The sequence below is a fragment of the Bradyrhizobium sp. CCBAU 11386 genome (assembly GCF_028128955.1).
Taxonomy (GTDB): Bacteria; Pseudomonadota; Alphaproteobacteria; order Rhizobiales; family Xanthobacteraceae; genus Bradyrhizobium.
In genome coordinates this window covers 1-22870 of sequence record NZ_LBKA01000181.1, presented here as the reverse complement: position 1 = coordinate 22870, position 22870 = coordinate 1, and the positions used below count along the sequence as shown (strand labels likewise).

Here is a 22870-nt window from a genome sequence, read left to right as displayed (position 1 = left end):
GATGCGGAGAGAGCGTCGCGCTAATTTGCCCGCATCTCCCCCCGGATCATATCCGCCGCCTTCTCCCCGATCATGATCGTCGGCGCGTTGGTGTTGCCGCCGATCAGCGTCGGCATGATCGAGGCGTCGACGACGCGCAAGGCCTCGACGCCGTGCACCTTCAATTGCGGATCGACCACCGCCATCGCGTCCGTGCCCATCTTGCAGGTGCCGACGGGGTGATAGACGGTGTCGACGCGATTGCGCAGGATGGCGCGGATGTCGTCGTCCGTTTTCACATCGGACGTGAACATGTCCTTCTTCTGCAACGCGCGCATCGCAGGCGTCTCCATCAGCCGTCGCGTGGTCTTGAAGCCCGCGACCATCGTCTCGAGATCCTCCGCCTCGCCCAAAAAGTTCGGATCGATCATGGGTGCTGCGAGCGGATCGGCGCTCTTCAGCCAGACGCTGCCGCGGCTCTTCGGTCTGAGCAGGCAGACATGGCATGAGAAGCCCGCTTCCTTGTGCTTCTTGCGGCCGTGGTCGTCGAGCATCGCGATGATGAAGTGCAGTTGAATGTCGGGCACGTCGAGGTGGGCCTGCGTCTTCAAGAAGCCGCCACACTCGGCGAAATTGGTGGTCATCAGGCCGCGTCGCTCGCGGCGGTACCGCTGGATCGCGCGCAGCAGGGATGGCAGCCGGCCGAGTGACGAGTGAACGAAGTGCGGATAGTCGGAGGCGTAGACGAACACGAAATCCGGATGGTCCTGCAGATTGCGCCCGACGCCCGGCAGGTGATGCACGCCGCCGATGCCGTGCGCGGCAAGCGCATCGCCGTCGCCGACGCCCGACAGCATCAGCAACTGCGGTGACTGGAAGGCGCCGGAGGCGAGGATCACCTCGCGGCGGGCGCGGAGCTGCTTCAGCTCCTTGCCCTGCCGGTACTCGACGCCTACTGCGCGCCTACCTTCGAACAAGATGCGCGTGGCATGCGCCTGCGTCTCGACGCGCAGATTCGCCCGCTTGCCCATGTGGGGATCCACATAGGCGCGCGCCGCGCTCCAGCGCTCGCCATTGCGCTGCGTCACCTGGTAGCTGCCGAGCCCTTCATGGTCCTCTTCATTGAAGTCCTCGCGGATGCGGAACTGCGCCTCGCGCGCAGCCTGATGGAAGACGTCATGGATCGGATTGTCCGAGCGCAGCTTGTTGACATGCAGCGGGCCGCCCTTGCCATGATATTCGCCGTCGAAATCGGCGTTGTTCTCCGAGCGCTTGAAGTAGGGCAGCACATCCGCATACGACCAGCCGGCGTTGCCGAGCGAGGCCCAGTGGTCGTAGTCCCATTTGTTGCCGCGGATGTAGACCATCGCGTTGATCGCCGAGGAACCGCCGAGGCCCTTGCCGCGTGGCTGATAGCCGATGCGGCCGTTCAATCCCTTCTGCGGCACAGTATCGAACGCCCAGTTGGCCGCGCGGTATGGCAAAGCGAGCCCGAATGGCGTGGTGATCCGCCAACTGTCGTTCCGTCCGCCCGCATCGAGCAGCGCCACCGACGTTGCCGCATCCTCCGACAGCCGCCCCGCAACGGTGCAGCCGCCGGAGCCCGCGCCCACGACGACGAAATCGAATGTGTCAGTCAATGTTGTTTCCCCCTTTGAGAGTCTTCTTGTCGGTCGTCATTCCGGGGCGCGACGATGTCGCGAGCCCGGAATCCATCCCACCACCATTGATGCGGACAAATGGATTCCGGGCTCGCGCTGCGCGCGCCCCGGAATGACGGATAGCTACGACATGAACCGCATCAACTTCTCCAGCCGCGCGATCTTGCCGCCATAGGGCGGGTAGAGGTCGGCGAGGCGGTTGAATTTCGAGCGGTAGAACACCGGCTTCAGCTTGCTGAACGTCTTGAAGCCCCATTCGCCGTGATAGGCGCCGGTGCCGGATGCGCCGACGCCGCCCATCGGCTGGTTCACTTGCGCGAAGTGGAACAGGCAGTCGTTGACGGTGACGCCGCCGGAGACGGTGCGCGCCAGCACCGCGTCGCGCGCCTCGCGGTCCTTGCCGAACCAGTAGAGCGCGAGCGGCCGGTCGCGGCGGTTGACGAACGCGATGGCGTCGGCTGGCTCGCGATAGCCCAGCACCGGCAGCACAGGCCCAAAGATCTCCTCCTGCATCACCGCCATGTCTTCGGTGGCACTGAGGATCAGCGTCGGCGGGAATTTGCGGTGCGCCTTCCAGTTGGGATCGTCGGCCCTTGCCGGTTGCAGGATCTTTGCGCCGCGCTGGGCGGCATCGGCGACGAGACCCTCCAGCCGCGCGTAATGCCGGTCGGAGATGACGGAGGTGTAGTCCTTGTTCGCGGGATCGGTGCCGAACATGCGCCGCATCTGCGCGCGCACCTTCTCGGCGAAGGCCTGCAACGAGTGCTCCGGCACCAGCACGTAATCCGGCGCGATGCAGGTCTGCCCGGCATTGAGCAGTTTTCCGTAGGCGATGCGCTCGGCCGCCTCCTCGAGATCAGCGGATTGATCGATGATCGCTGGCGACTTGCCGCCGAGCTCGAGCGTGACCGGCGTGAGATTGCGCCCCGCGGCCTCCGCGACCAGCCGCCCGACCCGGGTCGAGCCGGTGAAGACGAGATGATCGAACGGCAGCGACGCAAAGGCCTTGGCGATCTCGTCCTCGACGCCGGTGACGAGCAGCTCGGTCGGATCGAACCTCTCCGCGACCGTCTCCTTCAGCAGCGCCGAGAAGTGGGGGACCAGCTCGCTCGGCTTGATGATGACCAGGTTGCCGGCGGCAATGGCGCCGATCGCGGGCGCGAGCGTCAGCTGGAGCGGATAATTCCAGGGCGCGATGATGCCGACGACGCCGAGCGGCTGCGGGATCAGCCGGTTGCGCGCGGGCAGGAATTGCAGCGCGGTGGCGATGCGCTGCGGCGCCATCCAGCCCTTCAGGTGTTTTGACGCGTGCCGGATCTCGGAGAACACCATCATCGCCTCGGCAATGGTGGTCTCGACTGCCGAGCGGTGGCCGAAATCGGCCGAGATAGCCTGCCGGAAACGCTCCTCATTATCAGCGACCACGGCCCGCAGCCGCGCCAGCCGGTCGAGCCGCCCGGCCAGATCGGCGGCCGGCTCCGCCCGCGACCGCGCGACCATGGCGTGGAAGGCGTCGTCGAGGGCCCGGAGCGGGGCGCTCGCCAGCGATCGGTCCAAAGATCGGTCGAAGATCTGGTCCCTGATCTGGCCCATGGCGTTCCTCCCCAAAATGGCGTTTCGCCCTTGGTTTTGTTGCCGCAAGCTGGTCCTTTGCGGAACTTCTGGCAAGAGCGCGGCTGGCGGGCCGGAATCCGGTCCATCTGCCTGTCATAAAGTCGAAAAAAACGTCCCCGCAGCCCTTTCCAAAGGCAGCCCGGGTTGGTACATACCCCCCGCACCCGACGGGCTTTGCCCGGGGTTGCCTTCCAAGGAAGCCTTTGGGACGGAAGAGAAAAGCCACGCGAACAGCGCCGGCCTTACCTCATCGTCCCCGGCATTTGACGAAGGCGCGCAACGGTTTAACGCGGGGTGGAGCAGCCCGGTAGCTCGTCAGGCTCATAACCTGAAGGTCATAGGTTCAAATCCTATCCCCGCAACCAAATTCGGACTTCGCCGGTTCCGATACGAAAATGGCCCGCATGATGCGGGCCATTTTTGTTTGACCAGCGCTCCGTGTGGAAACACCGGCCATACCGTGAGCAGGCGTGCGCGAATGCCCTCAGTCCGGAAAGCTCAGAATCATCTTCAGCAGTTTCGGAAACCGCGCGTTGATGTCCTCTTCGCGCAGCACGTTGCGGTGCTGGACGCCTTGCTTTGACGTCCGGATCAGGCCGGCCTCCCGCAGAATGCGAAAATGGTTCGACAGGGTCGACTTCGCCATATCAGGGCAAGGCGCCGCTTCGGTGCACGACATGCAATCGTTCTGCGCGGCCAGACTCTTGACGATACGCAGCCGCATGGGATCCGCGAGGGCGCCGAGCACCCCGGCCAGTGTAATCTCCTCCCGCGCCGGGTGAACGAACTGCGCCATGCCCAAAATATAGCACGTCCCTTGAACTGGTCCAATAGTTCAATAGTATTGAACTATTGAATATCGGCATCCCGCCGAGCAACGGAGACATGCGATGACCAAGAGACTTGAAGGAAAAGTTGCGCTCGTGACCGGCGCATCCAAAGGCATCGGTGCCGAAATCTCCGCCCGGCTTGCGGCTGAGGGTGCGGCGGTTGCCGTCAATTACAGCTCCAGCAAGCAGGCCGCCGACCGCGTGGTCGCCGCCATCATCGCCAAGGGGGGCAAAGCCGTCGCGGTCCATGGCAACTTGGCCGACGCCAAGGACGTGAAGAGCGTCGTCGCGGAGACCGTGAAGGCGTTCGGTGCGATCGACATCCTCGTCAACAACGCGGGCATCTACGAGTTCGCCTCGCTCGAGGCCATCACGCCTGAGCATTTCCACAAGCATTTCGACCTCAATGTGCTTGGCCTGCTGCTGGTCTCGGGTGAAGCGGCGAAGCACTTCAACGCCAATGGCGGAAGTATCATCAACATCAGCTCCGGCGTATCGACCATCGCGCCGGCGAACACCGCCGTTTACACCGCGACGAAGGCATCGGTGGATGCGATCTCCGCCGTGCTGGCGAAGGAGCTGGCGCCGCGCAAGATTCGCGTCAACGCCGTCAATCCAGGCATGATCGCCACCGAAGGCGTCGTGTCGGCCGGCCTGCACGAGGGCGACATGCGCAACTGGATCGAATCCACCACCCCGCTTGGCCGCATCGGCAAGGTCGAGGAGATCGCTGCCGCGGTGGCCTTCTTCGCATCGGACGACGCATCGTATGTCACCGGCGAGACACTTCACGTCACCGGCGGCCTTCGCTAACGAGCAGGCGCTCTGGCGGCGCGACGTCGCTGAAGGCCAAGTTCGGACTTCACAGCTTTGGATGGGAAAATGGCCCGCATGGATGCGGGCCATTTTTGTTTGGCGACAGGCAAGCGTCAGAAATGGAGGATGGGCTTGTTGTCCGCCCCCACCAGCATCGACGGCGCCTCGCCGAACACCAGCCCTTCCGGCTGAAACTTGATCGTCTTCCCGCCTACGACGAATTCCGCAAAATTCCGCGGCGTCGCCGAGTGCACGCCGTTGGTCAGGAAGTCGTCGATCGCGTAGCAGGTGTCGGGCTTGCCGCCGGAGCCTTCGCTTAAGTATTTCTGGAAATTCTGGCTGGTCACCTTCGCCTTCTTGCGCGCCGACCAGTTGGTGTAGCGGCGGTAGAGCTTTGGCATGATTACCGGGCCCTTGTCGGTCGCGAGCACATCTGTCTCGTTTGTCTTGGGCTCGCGCAGGTCGAAGTCGAAGGCGGGGATGGTCTTGGCGAGATGCTTCCAGACCAGCAGCTTCTTCGTCCGCGCGGTCTTGGCGAGGGCGAGGAAGGCCTTGATCTCGTCGTCGTTCATCGAGGAGTAGAACGTCGGATAGGCAAAGCCCTCCTCGACCAGCCAGTGGTTGATGTCGACCGTCCGGTTCGCGACCGTCACCTCGATGTCGCCGACCAGCCGTCCATAGGTGTCGAACACCTCGTTCGGCGCATCGACATGGGTGAACACCCGGCAGGCCAGCGTCGGTCCGCCGGCACGGCTGAGGAAATCATGCAGCGCCTTGCTCGACGTCGCGCCGAGGAATTGCCGGTAGGGGTGCGTGACCTCGTGATAGGCCTGCCGTTTGGCATCCGTCAGGCCCTTCTTCTCGGCCGGCGACAGCGGCGACGGCTGGTAGTGCAGCTCCGGCGCGTCGATGCCCTGAAGGCGAACGGTCAGCTTGCCGTTCTTGATCGGCGCCGTGTTGGTTCGGCCCTTGACCTTGGCATTGTCGAAGACATGGGTCGTCTGGAATGGCGAGGTGTCGTTCTTGCGGAAGCGGATCGCATCGGGCGCGACGGCCACCACGACCTTGGTGGTGTCGGCATCCGACCGGCCCTCCGGCCAGAACTGGCTGACCTCGATGGTGCCTTCGACCTCCAGCAGTCCCACGGGCATCGGCCGCTCCTGTCAACGGGCGCGACGATCGCCTCAGGCGGGCGACTCGCACGCGCAGCTGGAAGGAGCGGATCATTTTCGTGCGACAGGCCCATGACGAGGCGTGGCGGCGAGACAGTGCGGGCGCGGCCTTCGAGCCGAGCGAGCGAAGGCATGGTTGGTCCGTCGTGCAACGTATGCTGTGGCGACGACGGACCATCTTCGTTCGGTGCGAAAACGACCGCGCCTGGTCCCGCCCGGAATCAGGATCTGTGCGGACAGACCATCGTCAGATGGAGCAGCGTCGGCGCCTGATCTCACAGCCGAGGCCCTGTTCGGCGAAGCCGTGGTGACGCCGCCCGCGGGCGAGGAGAACAAGGCCGCGCTCCGCGCTGCGGTCGCGATCGCGTCCGACAGCGGCGCGCTGCCGCTGAAGCAGAAGGCGGAGGCGATGCTCAACGAAATGCTCGCCCGGGGCGACGAGCTCACCTGACCTTGCCGTTCAATCCGCCTGGCGTGCGATCGTACCGTCGTGGCGATTGTCCGGCCCGATATGTCATTTTTATTTCATAGATAAAACAATGACTTAGCGTGCCGCTTCTACTGTGCATGGGGTTGTTTTCGATGTTTTTGTGAGCCGGCCGCCGGTTCGGCGCGGCCCGGCGGCGGTCCCGCCGCCCGTGACGACGAAGTCTCTTGCGCGGACATCTGGGTCGGCTACCGTTGGCAGTCAGCTAGCCGCAGGGCCAGGTGATCTTTTGATGCAGATTTTTTAGCGTTCCAATTTGCCGGCGCCGCCATGGCGCGACGCCCACCGGAAGAGGCGGGGCCATGATCACACGGGACCAATCGGCACTCCTGGCGCCGATCGAGCGCGACCTGCGGCTCGATCTCTTCCGCGGCATCGGCCTGTGGATGATCTTCCTCGACCACATCCCGCACGACGTCGTGGCCTGGCTGACGCTGCGCAATTACGGCTTCAGCGACGCCGCCGAGTTCTTCGTCTTCATCTCCGGCTACCTCGTCGGCTGGATCTACGGGCCGATCATCGCCGGCGGCTGGTTTCTCGCCGCGCTGAAGCGGCTGTGGCGTCGCGCCGCCGAGATGTACGTCGCCCACATCATGCTGTTCCTGCTGTTCACGGCGCAGATCGCGCGCACCGCGCGCCGCTTCGACAATCCGATGTACGAGCACGAGTTCAACGTGTTCAATTTCCTGTCGCATCCGGACGAGCTGATCGGGCAGGCGATCGTCCTGAAATACAAGCCGGTCAATCTCGACGTGCTGCCGCTCTACATCGCGCTGGTGTTCGCCTCGCCCTTCATCGTCTGGTGCCTGGTGCGGCGGCCGAACCTGACGCTCGCCGCCTCCGTGGTGCTCTATGTGCTGTCGCGCTGGTTCGACTGGAACATCGCCTCCTATCCGCCCGGCACGAAATGGTACTTCAACCCGTTCTGCTGGCAGCTGATGTTCGTGTTCGCGGCCTGGTGCGGCATCGGCCAGATCGGGAAGATCGCGAAATGGGTGTGGTCGAAGGCGGCGATGACGCTCGCGGCGGCCTGGCTCGCCTTCGCGCTCCTGATCGTGATGACCTGGCACGTGCCCGCGCTCGAGGCCCTGATCCCGAAATGGATGATCAAGGCGATCTACCCGATCGACAAGACCGATCTCGACATGCTGCGCTTCACGCATTTCCTGGCGCTGGCGATCTGGGTCACCCATTTCATCTCGCGCAAATGGCGGTTGCTGCACAGACCCTGGCTGCGCCCCGTCATCCTCTGCGGCCAGCATTCGCTGCCGATCTTCTGCTTGGGGGTGTTCCTGTCGTTCTCCGCGCACTGGATCCTGACGCAATACACCAAGGGCGTCTGGGAGCAGCTCGCCGTCTCCGTCGCCGGTATCGTCATCATGATCGGCGCCGCCTGGCTGCTCGATCGTGCCAAACGCGTGCCCAGCCTGTTCGTGAAGGTGACGGAGGTCGAGGATACCGAGCCCACAGTCGAAGGCGCTCCGGCCACGGCCGCCACCCCCGCGAGCCGCTGAAAGCATCGTGGCGCCAGCCCGCCATCTCACGGAGAGATCCAACGGAGAGGTTCATGTCCAGACGTTTGTTGACGATCGCCGGCGCTCTCCTGTTCCTGGTCTGTGGCGCCTCCGCACAGGCACCGTCGCCCGAGGCGATGAATGCGGCACGCAAGCTCGTGGTCACGCTGAAGATCGCGGACCAGTATCGTACGCTGCTGCCGCAGCTCCTGCTCAAGCTCAGGCCCGTGGTCGCCCAGGACAGGCCGGAGATCGAGCGTGACTATGATGCGCTGACGGCGCCTGGCTCCGAGATCTACGCTCCGTTCGTCACCTCGATGATCGATCAGATCGCGGCTCTCTACGCCGCCAGCTTTACCGTCGATGAGCTGCGCCAGATCGAGGCGTTCTGTGCCCAGCCGGCCGGACGGAAGTTTCTGGAGAAGTCGGACGCGCTGGCGCAAGCGAGCATGCAGATCGGCCAGGACGTCAGCCAGAAGGCGGCCGATGAGCTCAAGCAGCGCCTGATCGAGGCGCTGCGGCAGAAGGGGCACAAGCTCTGAGGCGGGCGGTGCGCCGGCCGCGTCGTGCCTAGGCCAGAAACGCGCGAAACCGGCGCTGTGCGATCAGGAAGAAAACGACACCGATCAGTGCGAGCGCGACGAGCTGCGGCCAGACGGCCTCCAGCCCCGCGCCGCGGAACAGGATCGCCTGCGCGAGCATCACGAAATGCGTGTTGGGCGCCGCCAGCATGATGTCCTGAACGAATTGCGGCATGCTCTCCCGCGGCGTCATGCTGCCCGACAGGGTTTGCAGCGGTAGCAGGATCATGATCAGCAGCAGCCCGAACTGCGGCATCGACCCGGCGACGGTGGCGAGGAAGATGCCCATGCTGGTGGTGGCGAACAGCTGTAGCGCCGCGCCGACGAGGAACAGCGCCACCGAGCCGTCGATGGTGACCGCCAGCCATCCCTTGACCACGAAGACGATCGACAAGGCGGAGGCGACCAGCACCACCGCTCCCATCGACCAGACCTTGCTCACCATGATCTCCAATGGCGTGACCGGCATCACCAGCAGGTGCTCGATCGTGCCGTGCTCGCGCTCGCGGATCAGCGCTGCGCCGGTGAGGATGATCGAAAGCATGGTGATCGAGGTGATGACATGGTCGATGGCGCCGAACCACGATTTCTTCAGTTCCGGGTTGAACCGCGCCCGCAGCGCCAGCTCGATCGGCGCGGCCTGTGGATTGCGCGTGTGCGCCAGAAATTCGGCGATCTCCGCGCTGACGATCTGCTCGACATAGCCGCCGCCGTTGAAGGCCTGCGAGATCCGCGTCGCATCGACGTTGAGCTGGATCGTCGGCGACTTCCGCGCCAGCAGGTCGCGCTGGAAGTCCGGCGGGATGTCGAGCGCGAAGGTATCGAGGCCCGCGTCCATCCGCCGGTCCATCTCGTATTGCGAGATCAGGCGCGGCTCGGAAAAGTAGGGTGGTGTGAACGCCATCTCGATGCGGGTCGAGACCGGCGAATGGTCTTCGTCGACGATGGCGATCGCGGCGCGGTTCAACGTTTCCGGCAGTGCCTTGGCGCCTGCATAGACCGCCAGCGTGAAGGAGTAGACGATGAGCACGAGCAGCATCGGGTCGCGCACGAGGCCGCGCAATTCCTTGATGCCGAGCTGAAGCACGTTGTCGATGCGCATGGTCAGCGGGCCTGTTTCCTCAGCAGCATTGCGCCGGCTGCCACCAGCACCGGGATCATGATGGCGAGCGCCAGGAGATCGTTGTGGAGAGTCTCGAAACCAAGGCCCTTGGAGAAGGTGCCGCGCGAGATCGTGACGAAATAGGTGGTGGGATAGAGCCGCCCGACCAGCGCGCCCAGCCCCTGGAGCGATGAAACCGGATCGATCAGCCCGGAATACTGGATGGCCGGGATCAGCGTGATCAGCACGGTGCCGAACAGCGCCGCGATCTGGCTGTTCATGAAGGCCGAGATCACCAGCCCCATGCCGGTCGTGGCGGTGACATAGAGCAGGGCGGCGAGCGCATAGGTCGGAAAGCTGCCGGTGAAGGGCACGCCGAAGACGGCGAGCGCGAAGCCGACGAGGAGCAGGAAGTTGCCGAAGGCCAGCACGACATAGGGCAGCTGCGTGCCGAGCAGGAATTCCAGCCGCGTCACCGGCGTCACGTAGAAATTGACGATCGAGCCGAGCTCCTTCTCGCGCACCACCGCGAGCGCGGCGAGCACCGCCGGAATCATGACCAGGAGCAGCGGGATGATTCCGGGCGCCATGGCGACGACGCTCCTGACGTCGGGATTGTAGCGGTAGCGCAGCTGGAGCTGGTAGGAGCCGGCGATCGCCGCCTCGCCATAGAGCTCGCGGCCCTTCTGCGCGAGCCAGTTGGCGTGGATCGCCTGGGCGTAGGAGCGCAGCGTCTCGGCACGGGTGGGGTTGGCGCCGTCGACCCAGGCGCCGATCTCGACATGGCGGCCGCGGCTGACGTCGCGGCCGAAGCCGGGCGGCAGCTCGATGGCAAGGCCGATCTCGCCGGCGCGCATGCGGCGGTCGAGATCGGCGTAATCCGTGATCGGGGGTTTTTCGGTGAAGTAGCGCGACCCCGCGATCTGAAGGCTGTAGTCGCGGCTGATGGCGCTGTCGTCGCGGTCGAGCACGGCGAAGGTCAGGTTCTCGACGTCCATGCTGATGCCGTAGCCGAGCACGAACAGCAGCAGCACGCTGCCGAGGATCGCGAGCGTGGCGCGGATCGGATCGCGACGCAGCTCGAGCGCCTCGCGCCGGGAATAGGCCAGCATGCGGGTCGGATTGAACGTCGCGCTGCGCTTGCGCGGTGGCGCGGCGGTCGCAGCCGGCGCGGGCGATGCGGCCGCAGGCGGGCCGGCCGCATCCGCCGTATCGGCGATCGCCTCTTCGAGGCAGGCGATGAAGGCCTGCTCCAGCGTGGCGGTGCCGCGCGCGGCCACGATCGCGGCAGGCGTGTCCGACGTCAGCACCTTGCCCGCATGCATCAGCGAGATCCGGTCGCAGCGCTCGGCCTCGTTCATGAAATGGGTCGAGACGAAAATCGTGACATTGTCCTTGCGCGAGAGCTCGGCGAGAATCTGCCAGAAGCGGTCGCGGGCGACGGGATCGACCCCGGAGGTCGGCTCGTCGAGAATGAGGATGTCGGGCGCATGGATCATGGCGACCGCCAGCGACAGCCGCTGCCGCAGGCCGAGCGGCAACCCATCGGGCAGAGCGTCGGCCACCTCGGCCAGATCGAACCGGGTGATCATCTCGTGGATGCGCGCGGCGATGGTCTCTGCCGGCAGCTCGAACAGACGCGCATGCAGATCGAGATTCTGGGTGACCGTCAGCTCCGAATAGAGCGAGAAGCCCTGCGACATGTAGCCGATGCGGCGGCGCACGGACATGTCGCCGGCATCGATCGCATTGCCGAACAGTCGCGCATTGCCTTCGCTCACGGGCAACAGGCCGGTGAGCATCTTCATGGTCGTGGTCTTGCCGCATCCGTTCGAGCCGAGGAAGCCGAAGATCTCGCCCTTCCTGATGCGGAAGCTCACATCGTCCACGGCGACGAAGTCGTTGAACCGACGGGTCAGGTGGTCCGCCTCGATCGCGATCTCGTCATGGTCCGCGCTGCGCGGCGGAATGACGACGCCGGTGTAATTGCCGCGATCTGCCTCCGGCAAGAGACGGATGAAGGCGTCGTCGAGCGTGTCGGCGCCGGTCTGGCGCTTGAGCGCGGCGGGCGTTCCCGTCGCCAGCACGCGGCCGGCGTTCATCGCGATCAGGAAGTCGAATTGCGCGGCCTCCTCCATATAGGCGGTCGAGACGATCACGCTCATGCCGGGCCGGCCGTTGCGGATCGAGGCGATCAGCTCCCAGAACTGGCGCCGCGACAAGGGATCGACGCCCGTCGTCGGCTCGTCGAGGATCAGCAGCTCGGGATCGTGGATCAGGGCGCAGCACAGGCCCACCTTCTGCTTCATGCCGCCGGAGAGCTTTGCGGCCGGGCGGTCGGCGAAGGGGGTGAGTCCGGTGTCGCGCAGAAGGCTTGCGATCCGTCTGCTCCGCTCCGCCTTGTCGTGATCGAACAGGCGGCCGAAGAAGTCGATGTTCTCGAACACCGACAGCGTCGGATACAGATTCTTGCCGAGCCCCTGCGGCATATAGGCGATATCAGGACAGACCGTGCGGCGATGGCGCGAACTCGCCATGTCGCCGCCGAGCACGTGGATGCGTCCCTGCTGGATCTCGCGCGCGCCGGCGACCAGTGCGAGCAGGCTGGATTTGCCGACGCCATCGGGCCCGATCAATCCGATCATGCCGCCGGATGGCACGTCGAGCGTGATGCCATCCAGCGCGCGGGTCTTGCCGTAGCTCAGGCCCACGCCTGCGAGATGCACCACGCTGCCGGGCCCGGCCGTTGCGTCGGCTGCGGCAGTCGCGCTCATCGGGTCAGCTTGATCTTGAGATTGTCGGGCCATTGCGCGGCCGGATCGAGCTGTACATAGGCCATGCCGGGCAGGCCGGTCTTCACATGCTCGATGTGCTGGCGCAGCAGCTCGGGTGCGATATGCGCCTTGATGCGGAACATCAGCTTCTGGCGTTCCTCCTCGGTCTCGACGGTCTTGGGCGTGAATTGCGCGACGTCGGCGACGAAGGTGGCCTTGGCGGGGATCACGTATTGCGGGATGGCGTCGAGCACGAGGCGGACCTCGGCGCCGATCGCGACGCGGCCGGCATCCGCCGTCGGCAGGAAGAACGTCATGTAAACGTCGCCGAGATCGACCATGTTGAGGACGCGGCCGCCGGCCGCGAGCACCTCGCCCGGCTGCGAGACGCGATACTGTACGCGGCCTTCGCGCGGCGCCTTCAGCACGCTGTCGTCGAGGTCGGCATTGATGCTTTCGATCGCGGCCTTGGCGGCGTCAACCGAGGCGCCGGCATCGATCACCATGGCGCGTGCGGAGCTGATCGCGGCCTCGGAGGCCGCGACCTGGGCCTGGGCGGCGGCAAGTGCCGCCTTGGCCGTTGCGTTGGCGGAGCGGTCGTCGTCCAGCACCTGTTGCGACACCGCATTCGTCCTGATCAATTGCTCGGAGCGATCGAGCTTGCGGCTGGTGGTGTCGAGCTGGGCGATGCGCTGGTCGACCACGGCCTCCGCAGCCTTGCGTTCGGCCTCGCGCTGGTTCACCAGGCTCTTCGCGGTCTCGACATTGATGGAGGCGCGCTGGAGCTGCGCTTCGGCCTGGCGGCGCTGCGCCTGCAATTGCTCGGTGTCCATCCGCGCCAGAACCTGGCCGGCGTTCACGAAATCACCTTCGTTGACCAGGATCTCGCGAATCCGACCCGGCGTCTTGGTGGCGATGTCGATCTCGACCGCTTCGATGCGGCCGTTGCCGCGGGCGAAGCCTGCCGGCAGCGTGTTGGAATCGCGGTGCTGCCAGTAGTAATAGCCGCCGCCTGCGAGGAGGATGGCGATCGCGGCGACGACGCGACCCGGAGTGAAGTTCATCTGTTCACAACGCCGCGCCGCGGCGCCCACATGCTGAGACACGAACGCCCGGCCGCTACGGATGCCTCCGAGGTGGAAGCCGCGCAGCCGAGGCTGGCCCAACATTGCCGCGATTTTTGCAGCGCAACTTGACGCAGATCAGATTGCGCGACCGTTGCCTCTGCCCAAGGTTCGGGCAGTCGACTGGCCTGGAGCGCTCTGGCGGCGCCTAGTGAATGGCCGCGTATATGATCCTTCCCTCCGTCGCGTCCAGCGCGGAGAATTCCTCCACGACCTTGCCCTGACGTGAGACCAGGATTCGGTCGGAGAGGGCCATGATCTCGGGCAAATAGGACGAGATGACCACGACGGCCTTGCCCTCGTCGGCGAGCTGATTGATCAGCTCGTGGATCTCGACGATGGCGCCGACGTCGACGCCGCGGGTCGGCTCGTCGAAGACGATCAGGTCGGGCTCCTGCACCAGCGATTTGGCGATCACGACCTTCTGCTGATTGCCGCCGGACAGCTCGACCACCCTGCCGTGGTCGCCGATGGCGCGAACCCTGAGCTTCTCGATCCAGGTCTTGCCGATGATGTCGGTTTCCCGCCGCGACAGCATCATGCGGCCCTTGGGAAATTTTGACAGAAGTCCGAGATAGATGTTGCGCGCGATCGAGGACGTCTCGAAGAAGCCCTCGACCTTGCGATCCTCGGTGACATAGGCGATGCCGGCCTTGACCGCCGGCGCGGGCACCCGGTAGCGCACCGGCTTGTCGTGCAGCAGGATCTCGCCGCCGTGGAAGAAGTCGCGCTTCAGCACGCCGGAGACGAGCGCAAGGCGTTACTTCAGCAGCGGGCAGCCGCCATCCTTCAGGGGCCGGAAGGCCTGGTCGGCCGGGACTTCGGCGAGCAGCTTGTAATAGTCCCACGGGCTCTTGGATTCCTCGGGCTTCTTCACCTGGAACAGGTACATGCTATGGACCATGCGCCCGTCCTCGCGCAGTGTGCCGTTGTCGGTGAAGGCATCCTTCACCGGCAGCTCGCGCATCTTGGCCATCACGGTCTTGGTGTCCTTGGTGCCGGCGGCCTGCACGGCCTTGAGGTAATGCAGCGTCGCGCTGTAGGTCGCCGCCTGGTTCATCGTCGGCATGCGCTTGACGCGCTCCAGGAAGCGCTTGCCGAAGGCGCGGGTCTTGTCGTTGAGGTCCCAGTAATAGGCCTCGGTGATGATCAGCCCCTGCGCGAGCTTCAGCCCCAGGCTGTGCACGTCGGAGATGAACATCACGATCGCCGCCAGATTCTGGCCGCCGGCGACGATGCCGAACTCGCCGGCCTGCTTGATCGCGTTGATGGTGTCGCCGCCGCCATTGGCAAGCCCGATGATCTTGGCCTTGGAGGCCTGGGCCTGGAGCAGGAAGGACGAGAAGTCCGCCGTGTTGAGCGGATGCTTGACGCTGCCGAGCACCTTGCCGCCGGCGGCCTTCACGACGTCGCCGGTGTCGCGCTCGACCGAATGGCCGAACACGTAGTCGGCCGTGAGGAAGAACCAGCTGTCGCCGCCGTTCTTGACGATGGCGCTGCCGACGGTGTGGGCGTTGGCGTAGGTGTCGTAGGTCCAGTGCGCAGTGTAGGGCGAGCAGGACTTCCCGGTGATGTCGGAGCTCGCCGCATCCGTCACGATCATGATCTTCTCGTACTGCTTCGACAGCTCCATCACCGCGAGCGCGGTGGCCGAGGTCGGCAGATCGATGATCATGTCGACGCCCTCGGTCTCCCACCATTTGCGGGCGATGGTGGAGGCGACGTCGGGCTTGTTGAGCACGTCGGCCGAGACCATGTCGATCGGCTTGCCGAACATCTGCCCGCCAAAATCCTCGATGGCCATCCTGGTGGCCTCGACGTTCCCCATGCCACCGATGTCGGAATAGACCGAGGAGAAGTCGGAGAGCACGCCGATCTTGAGCGGGGTCTGCTGGGCGGAAGCGGGGACGATCAGGGCAGCCGACAGCAGGCCGGCCGCAGACACGAGTGCTGCGATAGGTCTCATGGATACGTTTCCTTCTTGTGCGGGACTATTCTGTCCCTTTGTCCGACAAAGTTAGGGGCGGGTTCCGCAGGAGTCAATTTGTTGCATCTGCGGCATGTACGACGCAGTTTGACGCGTTCCTGAGATATCCCTATAGTTTGTCGGACAATCGCCATTGGGGGCCAAATTGCCTTTAGCGCCACTGTTCCGTCCGATCGATGTCGCGCCGGCCTATCAGAAGGTCGCCGACGCCATCGAGCGCGAGATCGTCAATGGTCGTATCAAGCCGGGCGACCCCATCGGCACCGAGCACGATTTGGTGCGGCAGTTCGGCGTCAACCGCTCGACCATTCGCGAAGGCATCCGCGTGCTGGAGGAGGGTGGGCTGATCAGCCGCGATTCCTCGCGCCGCCTGCACGCCTGCCTGCCGCGCTATACCAAGCTTGCAAGCCGTCTCAGCCGCGCGCTGGTGCTGCACGAGGTGACCTTCCGCGAGCTCTACGAGGCTTCGATGACGCTGGAGGTCGCCAGCATCGAGGGCGCGGTGGAGCGGGCGACCGAAGAGAACATCGCCGAGCTCACCGACAATCTCGCGCGCAGCGAGGCGGTGGTCGGCGATCCCGCGGCGCTTGCCGAATGCGACGCCGAATTCCACGTGCTGGTCGCCAAGGCGTCGCAAAACCGCGTGCTCCAGCTCGCGCGCGAGCCCGCGGCGCAATTGTTCTATCCGACCACCGAGATGATCGTGACCGGTGTGGCCGAAGGCGGCCCGCGCCTCGTCGCCGCGCACCGCCATCTGATCGATGCGATCCGCCGCCGCGACCGCGAGGCCGGCGTGCTCTGGACCCGCCGGCACTTGCAGGACTGGCGGCGCGGCTTCGAGAAGATCGCCTCGCTCGATCGGTCCGTCGAGCACATGTACATGGAGCACGCGCAGGCGGCCCGGCGCAGATAGCGCCGCGAAGATTCAGTAATCAACAAACAAAGACATCAAGCGGAGGGACACATGACCGGCGACATCGCAGCCACCATCTCGAAAGCGCGCGAGCATTCCATCGGCGATCTCCTGCGCCGTTCGGCAGGGCGTGAGCCGAACAAACTCGCAGTGAGCTGCGGCAGCGTGAGCTGGACCTTTGCCGAGATGGACGCGATCTGCAACCGGCTCGGCCGCGGCCTGCTCGGCCTCGGCGTCAAGAAGGGCGATCGCCTCGCCGTGCTCTCGCGCAACTCGCACGCCTTTGCCGCGCTGCGCTTCGCGGTGGCGCGAATCGGCGCGGTGCTGGTGCCGATCAATTTCATGCTCAATCCGGACGAGATCAATTTCATCCTGAAGAGCTCCGGCGCAAAGCTGCTCGCGACCGGACCTGATTTCGTCGAGCCCGCGCGTGCCGCCTCGGCCAAGGACTGTGCGGTCGAGACGATGATCTGGCTGCCGGGCGAGGATCCCGCCACCGCGCCGGCCGGGCTCACCACCTTCGACGATCTGCTCAGCCCCGACGGCTCGTTCCTGGAGGCGTCGGTCGACAGCCGCGACCTCGCGCAGATCGTCTACACCAGCGGCACGGAATCGCTGCCCAAGGGCGCGATGCTGACCCATGAAGCGGTGATGTGGCAATATGTCAGCTGCATCATCGACGGCGGCATGAGCGTGGACGACAAGTTCCTGCATGCGCTGCCGCTCTATCATTGCGCCCAGCTCGACGTGTTCCTGGGGCCGCAAGTCTATCTCGGCGCCTCCGGCGAGATCACGGGCAAGCCGACCGCCGACAACATCCTGGCGCTGATCCAGGCGCACAGGATCACGTCCTTCTTCGCGCCGCCGACGATCTGGATCGCGATGCTGCGCTCGCCCAATTTCGACAAGACCGATCTGTCGACGCTTCAGAAGGGTTATTACGGCGCCTCGATCATGCCGGTCGAGGTGCTGCTCGAGCTGCAGCGCCGCCTGCCCAACGTCAAGTTCTGGAACTTCTACGGCCAGACCGAGATCGCGCCGCTCGCGACCGTGCTGCGCCCCGAGGACCAGCTGCGCAAGGCCGGCTCGGCCGGCAAGCCGGTGCTGAACGTCGAGACGCGCGTGGTCAATAGTTCGATGGAGGACGTCAAGGTCGGCGAGGTCGGCGAGATCGTGCACCGCTCGCCGCACCTCTTGTCCGGCTATTACAACGATCCCGTCAAGACCGCAGCGGCGTTCTCCGGCGGCTGGTTTCACTCCGGCGATCTCGCCACCGTCGATGAAGAGGGCCACATCACCGTGGTCGACCGCGTCAAGGACATGATCAAGACCGGGGGCGAGAATGTCGCGAGCCGCGAGGTCGAGGAGATGGTCTACCGCATCCCGGCGGTGTCGGAGGTTGCCGTCGTCGGCCTGCCCGATCCGCGCTGGATCGAGGCGGTCACCGCGATCGTCGTGGTCAAGAGCGGCGAGAAGCTCGACGAAGAATCCGTCATCAAGCACTGCGCCGGCCAGATGGCGCATTTCAAGGTGCCCAAGCGGGTCATCTTCGTCGACGCGCTGCCCAAGAACCCGAGCGGCAAGCTGCTCAAGCGCGAGCTGCGCCAGCGCTTCGTCGGCGGCGAGACGCTCGACAAGGCGATCCAGAAGAATTTCGGGACGTGAGGGGCGAAGGAAGTCTCCGCGAGACTCGGGTCGGCTTGAGGCAGCTTAGCATCCACATCGTCATTGCGAGCGCAGCGAAGCAATCCAGAGTCTTTCCGCGGACGCATCTCTGGATTGCTTCGCTGCGCTCGCAATGACGGGCTTGAGGCAATAGGGTGCTGCATCCCGCAATGGAGCCTTCATCATGCCCCTCTGGACCTGCGAAACCTGCGGCGCGCAATTCCCGGCCAGCGGAGATCCGCCCGCGTCCTGTCCGGTCTGCGAGGACGAACGGCAATTCGTGGGCTGGAAAGGGCAGACCTTCCTCACCCGCGAGGCGTTGGCGGAACGCCACCGCGTCGTCTGGCGCGACGATCTCGGCCTGACCGGCCTCTCGCTCGAGCCGAGCTTCGCCATCGGCCAGCGCGCCTTGCTCGTGCCGCTCGCAGACGGCTGCATGATGTGGGATTGCGTGCCGCTGGCGACGCCGGAGGTGATCGCGCATGTGCGCTCGCTCGGCGGGCTGAAGGCGATCGCGATCTCGCATCCGCACTACTATGGCGCGCTCGCCGACTGGAGTGACGCGTTCGGCGGTATCCCGGTTTATCTGCACGCGGATGACCGCGAATGGGTGACGCGACCGCACGCGTCGATCGTGCACTGGACCGGCGACAGCCATCGCATCTCCGACGACGTGGTGCTGCTGCGCAGCGGCGGCCATTTCGCCGGTGCGACCATGCTGCACTGGCGGCAGGGTGCGGACGGCAAGGGGGCGCTGCTCACCGGCGACATCGCGCAGGTGACGATGGACCGCCGCTTCGTCAGCTTCATGTACTCCTATCCGAACTACATGCCACTCAATGCGGCCGCGGTGCGGCGGATCGCTGGCGTTGTCGAGCCGTTCGCCTTCGACCGCATCTATGGCGCCTGGTGGAGGCGCAATATCGCCACCGGGGCCAAGGCCGCATTCGCGGCGTCTGTCGCGCGCTATCTGGCAGCCATCGCCTGAGCCGGCGAACCCACCAGATTTATCTTGCCGCCTGTTAATATATGTACTATTTGTACAGTTATTAAGCGCGACGCAATGATGCGTGAACGGCCCGGCATGATCGATGCATCGCCATTTCAGCGGCGCGTTCTGCGGCCGCGTGAGCGGAGTTGAACGCATGACGGCGCAGGGCGACTACGAGATCTTCGAGGCCGGCGACGTCACGCTCCAGTCCGGGGCCGTCTTCCCCTCGATGAAGCTTGCCTACAAGACATACGGCGCGCTGAGCCCGGCCAAAGACAACGTCATCCTCTACCCGACCTCGTTCAGCGCGCAGCATTACGACACCGAATGGCTGATCGGGCCCGGCGGCGTGCTCGATCCCGAACGCTACTTCATCATCATCCCGAATCTGTTCGGCAACGGCCTGTCGTCTTCGCCGTCGAACACGGCTGGCCCGTTCCCTGAGCTCACCTACCACGACGCGATCGCGGTCCAGCACCGCCTCCTCACCGGGCGCTTCGGCATCTCGAAGCTCGCGCTGGTCTATGGCTGGTCGATGGGCGGCATGCAGGCCTATCATTGGGCCGCCTCTCATCCCGAGATGGTCGAGCGCGCCGCGGTGGTCTGCGGCAGTGCGCGTTGCGCGCCCTATAACTATGTTTTCCTCGAAAGCGTGAAGGCCGCGCTATCAGGCGATCCCGCCTTCCGTGACGGCCGTTTCGTCGAGAAGCCCACCGTCGGCTATCGGGCCATGGGGCGCGTCTATGCCGGCTGGGCGATGTCGCACGGCTACTATCGCGACGAGCTCTGGCGCGAGGCCGGTTTCACCTCGCTCGAGGACTATCTCGTCCGTGGGTGGGACGCGACGTTCGCGCGGCGCGATGCCAACGACCTGCTGGCGCAGATCGGCATCTGGCAGAGCGGCGATATCAGCCGCTGCGCCGCATTCGGCGGCGATCTCGATCGGGCGCTCGCCGCGATCAAGGCGCACATGCTGCTGATGCCGGGCGCCACCGATCGCTATTTCGACGTCCGCGACAACGAGGACGAGCTCGGCCGGCTGGCCAACGCGAAATCGGCGGTGCTGCATCCGATCCCGTCGCTGCACGGCCATCGCGCCGGCAACCCCGTCAACAATCCGCGCGACCGGGCCTTCCTCAAGGCCGAGATCGCAGAGCTTCTCAGCAAGTAAGGCAGGCCCCCGATCATGACTGACGCAACCGTTTCAGAGCCGAGCCATCGCCTGAAGCCGCTCACGCCGGCGATGCTGCGTGAATTGTCCGTGCGCTCCAATCTCAGGGGGGCCGCGAAAAGCCTCAGCCATTACAGCCTGGTCGTGCTGGTCGGCGCGCTGGTCTGGAAGGTCTCTTCAGTCTGGGGCGTGTTGTGGGCGTTGCCCCTGATGGCGGTGCAGGGCTATTTCGTCGCCTTCCTGTTCATGGCGCTGCACGAGACCGCGCACAAGACCGCGTTCAGGAGCCGTGGCCTCAATCTCGCCGTCGGCTATCCCTCGGCCTTCATCATCGGACAGCCTTACGAATATTACTGCCTGTTTCACTGGGACCATCACCGCTACACCCAGGATCCGGACAAGGACCCGGAGCTGATCGTCGGCGTGAAGCCGAAATCCGACACGCAGCTTGCGATCGCCTATAGCGGCCTGCTCCAGGTCGCCGGCCGTCTCCGGCTGATGTTCGGCCATGCTGTCACCGGCAAGGTCACAGTGCCCTGGATTCCCGAAAACAAGCGCGCCACCATCGTGCGCGAGGCGCGCGCCTATGCTGCGCTCTATGCGCTCCTGCTCGCGCTCTCGCTGTGGTTCTCCTCAGCGCTGCTGCTCTGGGTCTGGATCGTGCCGCTTGTCATCGGGCAGTTCTTCCTGCGGCCCTATCTCTATGCCGAGCACACTGGCTGCGACCGCACCCGCAGCGCCTTCCAGAACACGCGCACCACCTACACCGCCGCGATCGTGAAATGGTTCGCGTGGAACATGCCCTACCACGTCGAGCATCACGCCTATCCCTCGATACCCTTCCACGCCCTGCCGAAGCTGAACGAGATCGTTGACGGCGAGATCGTCTATCGCGGCCGCGGCTACATCGCGACGACGCGCGAGACCTGGGCCTGGTTTCGCCGGCAGCGGCAGGCCGGCTAGGCAAAAGCAAAACCCCGATCGCGGAGCGATCAGGGCTTTGTCGACGGCGCCAGGTATCAGTAGATCCCGTAGGCGCAGACATTCACGACGCGAACACGCAGGCCGTGGCGGGTCCGGACGACGCGCTCCTGGTAGCAGTTGTTGACGCCGGTGTTGACGTAGATTCCGCCGAAGCCCCAGCCGGGACCCCAGTGATGGTGGAAACCGTGGGCCGAGGCGGCGCTGGGCGCGAGAGCGGCAACGCCGAGCGTGCCGGCAGCGATCAGACCGAGTGCAAGCTTACGAAACATCTTCATTCTCCAGTATGGCGCAAGGCCGTTGTTGTGTCCCTGCATCTCCGTCGGCTCGAAATGCGAATGCGTTCACGGCGCGGGCTGAGAATCGTGTTTCAGGATTGTTTCGTCGGCTGCGGCAAGCTGCGCCGCCGTCATGCTTTCCGCGCCGCGCGATAGCGCGCGGCCATTGCCTGCGTCAGCTCGGCCATCTTCTCGCGGAGATCGGCGGGCTCCAGCACCTCGGCCTCGGGACCGAGCCGCAGCAATTCGGCCGCGGCGTGCCATGACGTCTTGCCGGTCGGCACTCTGGCAATACGCCAACCATGCGCGTCGGCAGCGTCTTCAATCTGCGTGCGCGCCTTGACGTAAGGCTGGCTCAGCGCGTCGAGCAGCTTGACGCCGAACGGGGACAGCCGCACGACCGCGACATTGGGATGCATCTCCGCCTCGAGGCGCAGCGTCGCGGCCTGCCAATAGGCGGCGAGATCGAAATCGGCGGGACGATCGAAGCGATCGTCGAGCGCCGTGCAATCGAGCACGCGCGCGACGCGATAAGTGCGCACGCTGCCGTCGACCTGCCCTGCGAGGTACCAGCTGCCGCCCTTCAGCACGAGCCCGAGCGGCGCCACGCGGCGCTGCTTTTCGGCGCGCCAGCTCTGGTAGCGGATCTTGATCAGCGTCCCGCGCAGCGCCGCACCGGCGATGGTGCGCAGGTGCTTTGGTTCTTCCGCCTCGCCGAACCAGCCGGGCGCGTCGAGATGAAAGCGCTCCTGCATCCGCCCGGCGTCCTCGCGCAGATTGGCGGGCAGCGCCGCCATCAGCTTGTTCTGCGCGGCGATCATCGCTGCATCCAGCCCGAGCGCTGCCGCCGGTCCCGGCAACCCGGTCAGGAACAGCGCTTCCGCCTCGTTCTGCGACAGGCCGTTCAGCCGCACGCGATAGCCATCGAGCAGGCGATAGCCGCCCTCCGCGCCGCGGTCGGCGTAAACAGGGACGCCTGATGCCGCGAGCGCGTCGATGTCGCGATAGATCGTGCGCACCGACACCTCGCAGGCTTCCGCGAGCTCGGGCGCGGTGACTTGCCCCCTGGCCTGGAGGGTGGTGAGGATCGACAGCATCCGGCTCGCGCGCATGATCCCTTAAACCATACCTGACACAGGATGTCAGGTATGGGCCCAGGCTGTGTGATAACCCCTTTGTCGACTGACAGGTCGAGAGGCCCGGGATCGGGCTTCGGGTCTGGAGTTGGCT

19 protein-coding genes, 1 tRNA gene and 1 pseudogene are annotated in these 22870 nt (G+C 65.0%); 10 read left to right on the top strand and 11 right to left on the bottom strand.

Going from position 1 to position 22870, the window contains the following annotated elements:
- Positions 1–20: 20 nt before the first annotated feature.
- Entirely contained in the window at positions 21–1619 is a 1599-nt protein-coding gene (locus XI09_RS12160; RefSeq protein ID WP_271567051.1) for a GMC family oxidoreductase, read from the bottom strand.
- Between the two features lie 144 nt (positions 1620–1763).
- On the bottom strand, positions 1764–3233 hold the full coding sequence (locus XI09_RS12155; RefSeq protein ID WP_271567050.1) for a coniferyl aldehyde dehydrogenase: 1470 nt from the start codon (positions 3231–3233) through the stop codon (positions 1764–1766).
- Between the two features lie 309 nt (positions 3234–3542).
- Here XI09_RS12155 and XI09_RS12150 point away from each other — a divergent pair.
- A tRNA-Met gene (locus XI09_RS12150) sits at positions 3543–3619 on the top strand.
- Between the two features lie 119 nt (positions 3620–3738).
- Here the strand turns inward: XI09_RS12150 and XI09_RS12145 are convergent.
- On the bottom strand, positions 3739–4050 hold the full coding sequence (locus tag XI09_RS12145) for an ArsR/SmtB family transcription factor (protein WP_271567049.1): 312 nt from the start codon (positions 4048–4050) through the stop codon (positions 3739–3741).
- Between the two features lie 94 nt (positions 4051–4144).
- Between XI09_RS12145 and XI09_RS12140 the strand changes: the two genes are divergently transcribed.
- Positions 4145–4897 (top strand): SDR family NAD(P)-dependent oxidoreductase, encoded by a 753-nt coding sequence (locus tag XI09_RS12140; protein ID WP_271567048.1) that lies wholly within the window; start codon positions 4145–4147, stop codon positions 4895–4897.
- A 116-nt stretch (positions 4898–5013) separates the two neighbouring features.
- On the opposite strand, the gene XI09_RS12135 is transcribed toward XI09_RS12140, so the two are convergent.
- Positions 5014–6051, bottom strand: coding sequence for a thermonuclease family protein (locus tag XI09_RS12135; protein WP_271567047.1), 1038 nt, complete (start codon positions 6049–6051; stop codon positions 5014–5016).
- A 325-nt stretch (positions 6052–6376) separates the two neighbouring features.
- Between XI09_RS12135 and XI09_RS12130 the strand changes: the two genes are divergently transcribed.
- From XI09_RS12130 to XI09_RS12120, 3 genes are all read left to right on the top strand, one after another.
- Complete coding sequence (locus XI09_RS12130; RefSeq protein ID WP_271567052.1) at positions 6377–6523, top strand: hypothetical protein; 147 nt, start codon at positions 6377–6379, stop codon at positions 6521–6523.
- Positions 6524–6861: 338 nt separating this feature from the next.
- Positions 6862–8073 carry an OpgC domain-containing protein gene (locus tag XI09_RS12125; RefSeq protein ID WP_271567046.1) on the top strand — a complete coding sequence of 404 codons (1212 nt, stop codon included), beginning with the start codon at positions 6862–6864 and terminating at the stop codon, positions 8071–8073.
- 53 nt (positions 8074–8126) lie between these two features.
- Positions 8127–8615 carry a DUF2059 domain-containing protein gene (locus tag XI09_RS12120; RefSeq protein ID WP_271567045.1) on the top strand — a complete coding sequence of 163 codons (489 nt, stop codon included), beginning with the start codon at positions 8127–8129 and terminating at the stop codon, positions 8613–8615.
- Positions 8616–8643: 28 nt separating this feature from the next.
- Here the strand turns inward: XI09_RS12120 and XI09_RS12115 are convergent, their stop codons facing one another.
- From XI09_RS12115 to XI09_RS12095, 5 genes and pseudogenes are all read right to left on the bottom strand, one after another.
- Positions 8644–9756 carry an ABC transporter permease gene (locus XI09_RS12115; protein WP_271567044.1) on the bottom strand — a complete coding sequence of 371 codons (1113 nt, stop codon included), beginning with the start codon at positions 9754–9756 and terminating at the stop codon, positions 8644–8646.
- Positions 9757–9758: 2 nt separating this feature from the next.
- A complete protein-coding gene (gene rbbA / locus XI09_RS12110; protein WP_271567043.1) occupies positions 9759–12530 on the bottom strand; it encodes a ribosome-associated ATPase/putative transporter RbbA in 2772 nt (923 codons plus the stop codon).
- Complete coding sequence (locus XI09_RS12105; protein ID WP_271567042.1) at positions 12527–13594, bottom strand: HlyD family secretion protein; 1068 nt, start codon at positions 13592–13594, stop codon at positions 12527–12529. Before XI09_RS12105 ends, rbbA begins: the two co-directional genes overlap by 4 nt.
- A 208-nt stretch (positions 13595–13802) precedes the next feature.
- Positions 13803–14405, bottom strand: a pseudogene (locus XI09_RS12100) (ATP-binding cassette domain-containing protein); the annotation flags it as partial.
- Between the two features lie 9 nt (positions 14406–14414).
- Positions 14415–15620 carry an ABC transporter substrate-binding protein gene (locus XI09_RS12095; protein ID WP_271567041.1) on the bottom strand — a complete coding sequence of 402 codons (1206 nt, stop codon included), beginning with the start codon at positions 15618–15620 and terminating at the stop codon, positions 14415–14417.
- 166 nt (positions 15621–15786) lie between these two features.
- Between XI09_RS12095 and XI09_RS12090 the strand changes: the two genes are divergently transcribed.
- From XI09_RS12090 to XI09_RS12070, 5 genes are all read left to right on the top strand, one after another.
- Positions 15787–16554, top strand: a complete 768-nt coding sequence (locus tag XI09_RS12090) for a FadR/GntR family transcriptional regulator (protein WP_271567040.1) — start codon at positions 15787–15789, stop codon at positions 16552–16554.
- A 51-nt stretch (positions 16555–16605) separates the two neighbouring features.
- The gene (locus XI09_RS12085) at positions 16606–18219 is read left to right on the top strand and encodes an acyl-CoA synthetase (protein WP_271567039.1); all 1614 of its coding nucleotides are present in this window, start codon (positions 16606–16608) and stop codon (positions 18217–18219) included.
- 184 nt (positions 18220–18403) lie between these two features.
- Positions 18404–19207 (top strand): MBL fold metallo-hydrolase, encoded by an 804-nt coding sequence (locus XI09_RS12080; protein ID WP_271567038.1) that lies wholly within the window; start codon positions 18404–18406, stop codon positions 19205–19207.
- 157 nt (positions 19208–19364) lie between these two features.
- On the top strand, positions 19365–20381 hold the full coding sequence (locus XI09_RS12075) for an alpha/beta fold hydrolase (protein ID WP_271567037.1): 1017 nt from the start codon (positions 19365–19367) through the stop codon (positions 20379–20381).
- A gap of 15 nt (positions 20382–20396) precedes the next feature.
- Complete coding sequence (locus XI09_RS12070; RefSeq protein ID WP_271567036.1) at positions 20397–21344, top strand: fatty acid desaturase; 948 nt, start codon at positions 20397–20399, stop codon at positions 21342–21344.
- A gap of 56 nt (positions 21345–21400) precedes the next feature.
- Here XI09_RS12070 and XI09_RS12065 read toward each other — a convergent pair whose 3' ends face one another.
- Both XI09_RS12065 and XI09_RS12060 read right to left on the bottom strand, forming a co-directional pair.
- On the bottom strand, positions 21401–21634 hold the full coding sequence (locus tag XI09_RS12065; protein ID WP_271567035.1) for a hypothetical protein: 234 nt from the start codon (positions 21632–21634) through the stop codon (positions 21401–21403).
- Positions 21635–21771: 137 nt separating this feature from the next.
- Positions 21772–22752 carry a helix-turn-helix transcriptional regulator gene (locus tag XI09_RS12060; RefSeq protein WP_271567034.1) on the bottom strand — a complete coding sequence of 327 codons (981 nt, stop codon included), beginning with the start codon at positions 22750–22752 and terminating at the stop codon, positions 21772–21774.
- Positions 22753–22870 lie beyond the last annotated feature (118 nt).

Bases quoted from the DNA above. Each gene is read 5' to 3' on its own strand.
- XI09_RS12095 (WP_271567041.1), bottom strand. From the start codon at position 15,620: ATGAGACCTATCGCAGCACTCGTGTCTGCGGCCGGCCTGCTGTCGGCT.
- XI09_RS12065 (WP_271567035.1), bottom strand. From the start codon at position 21,634: ATGTTTCGTAAGCTTGCACTCGGTCTGATCGCTGCCGGCACGCTCGGC.
- XI09_RS12135 (WP_271567047.1), bottom strand. From the start codon at position 6,051: ATGCCCGTGGGACTGCTGGAGGTCGAAGGCACCATCGAGGTCAGCCAG.
- XI09_RS12140 (WP_271567048.1), top strand. From the start codon at position 4,145: ATGACCAAGAGACTTGAAGGAAAAGTTGCGCTCGTGACCGGCGCATCC.
- XI09_RS12080 (WP_271567038.1), top strand. From the start codon at position 18,404: ATGCCCCTCTGGACCTGCGAAACCTGCGGCGCGCAATTCCCGGCCAGC.
- XI09_RS12155 (WP_271567050.1), bottom strand. From the start codon at position 3,233: ATGGGCCAGATCAGGGACCAGATCTTCGACCGATCTTTGGACCGATCG.
- XI09_RS12070 (WP_271567036.1), top strand. From the start codon at position 20,397: ATGACTGACGCAACCGTTTCAGAGCCGAGCCATCGCCTGAAGCCGCTC.
- XI09_RS12125 (WP_271567046.1), top strand. From the start codon at position 6,862: ATGATCACACGGGACCAATCGGCACTCCTGGCGCCGATCGAGCGCGAC.
- XI09_RS12105 (WP_271567042.1), bottom strand. From the start codon at position 13,594: ATGAACTTCACTCCGGGTCGCGTCGTCGCCGCGATCGCCATCCTCCTC.
- rbbA (WP_271567043.1), bottom strand. From the start codon at position 12,530: ATGAGCGCGACTGCCGCAGCCGACGCAACGGCCGGGCCCGGCAGCGTG.
- XI09_RS12060 (WP_271567034.1), bottom strand. From the start codon at position 22,752: ATGCGCGCGAGCCGGATGCTGTCGATCCTCACCACCCTCCAGGCCAGG.
- XI09_RS12115 (WP_271567044.1), bottom strand. From the start codon at position 9,756: ATGCGCATCGACAACGTGCTTCAGCTCGGCATCAAGGAATTGCGCGGC.
- XI09_RS12145 (WP_271567049.1), bottom strand. From the start codon at position 4,050: ATGGCGCAGTTCGTTCACCCGGCGCGGGAGGAGATTACACTGGCCGGG.
- XI09_RS12075 (WP_271567037.1), top strand. From the start codon at position 19,365: ATGACGGCGCAGGGCGACTACGAGATCTTCGAGGCCGGCGACGTCACG.
- XI09_RS12120 (WP_271567045.1), top strand. From the start codon at position 8,127: ATGTCCAGACGTTTGTTGACGATCGCCGGCGCTCTCCTGTTCCTGGTC.
- XI09_RS12085 (WP_271567039.1), top strand. From the start codon at position 16,606: ATGACCGGCGACATCGCAGCCACCATCTCGAAAGCGCGCGAGCATTCC.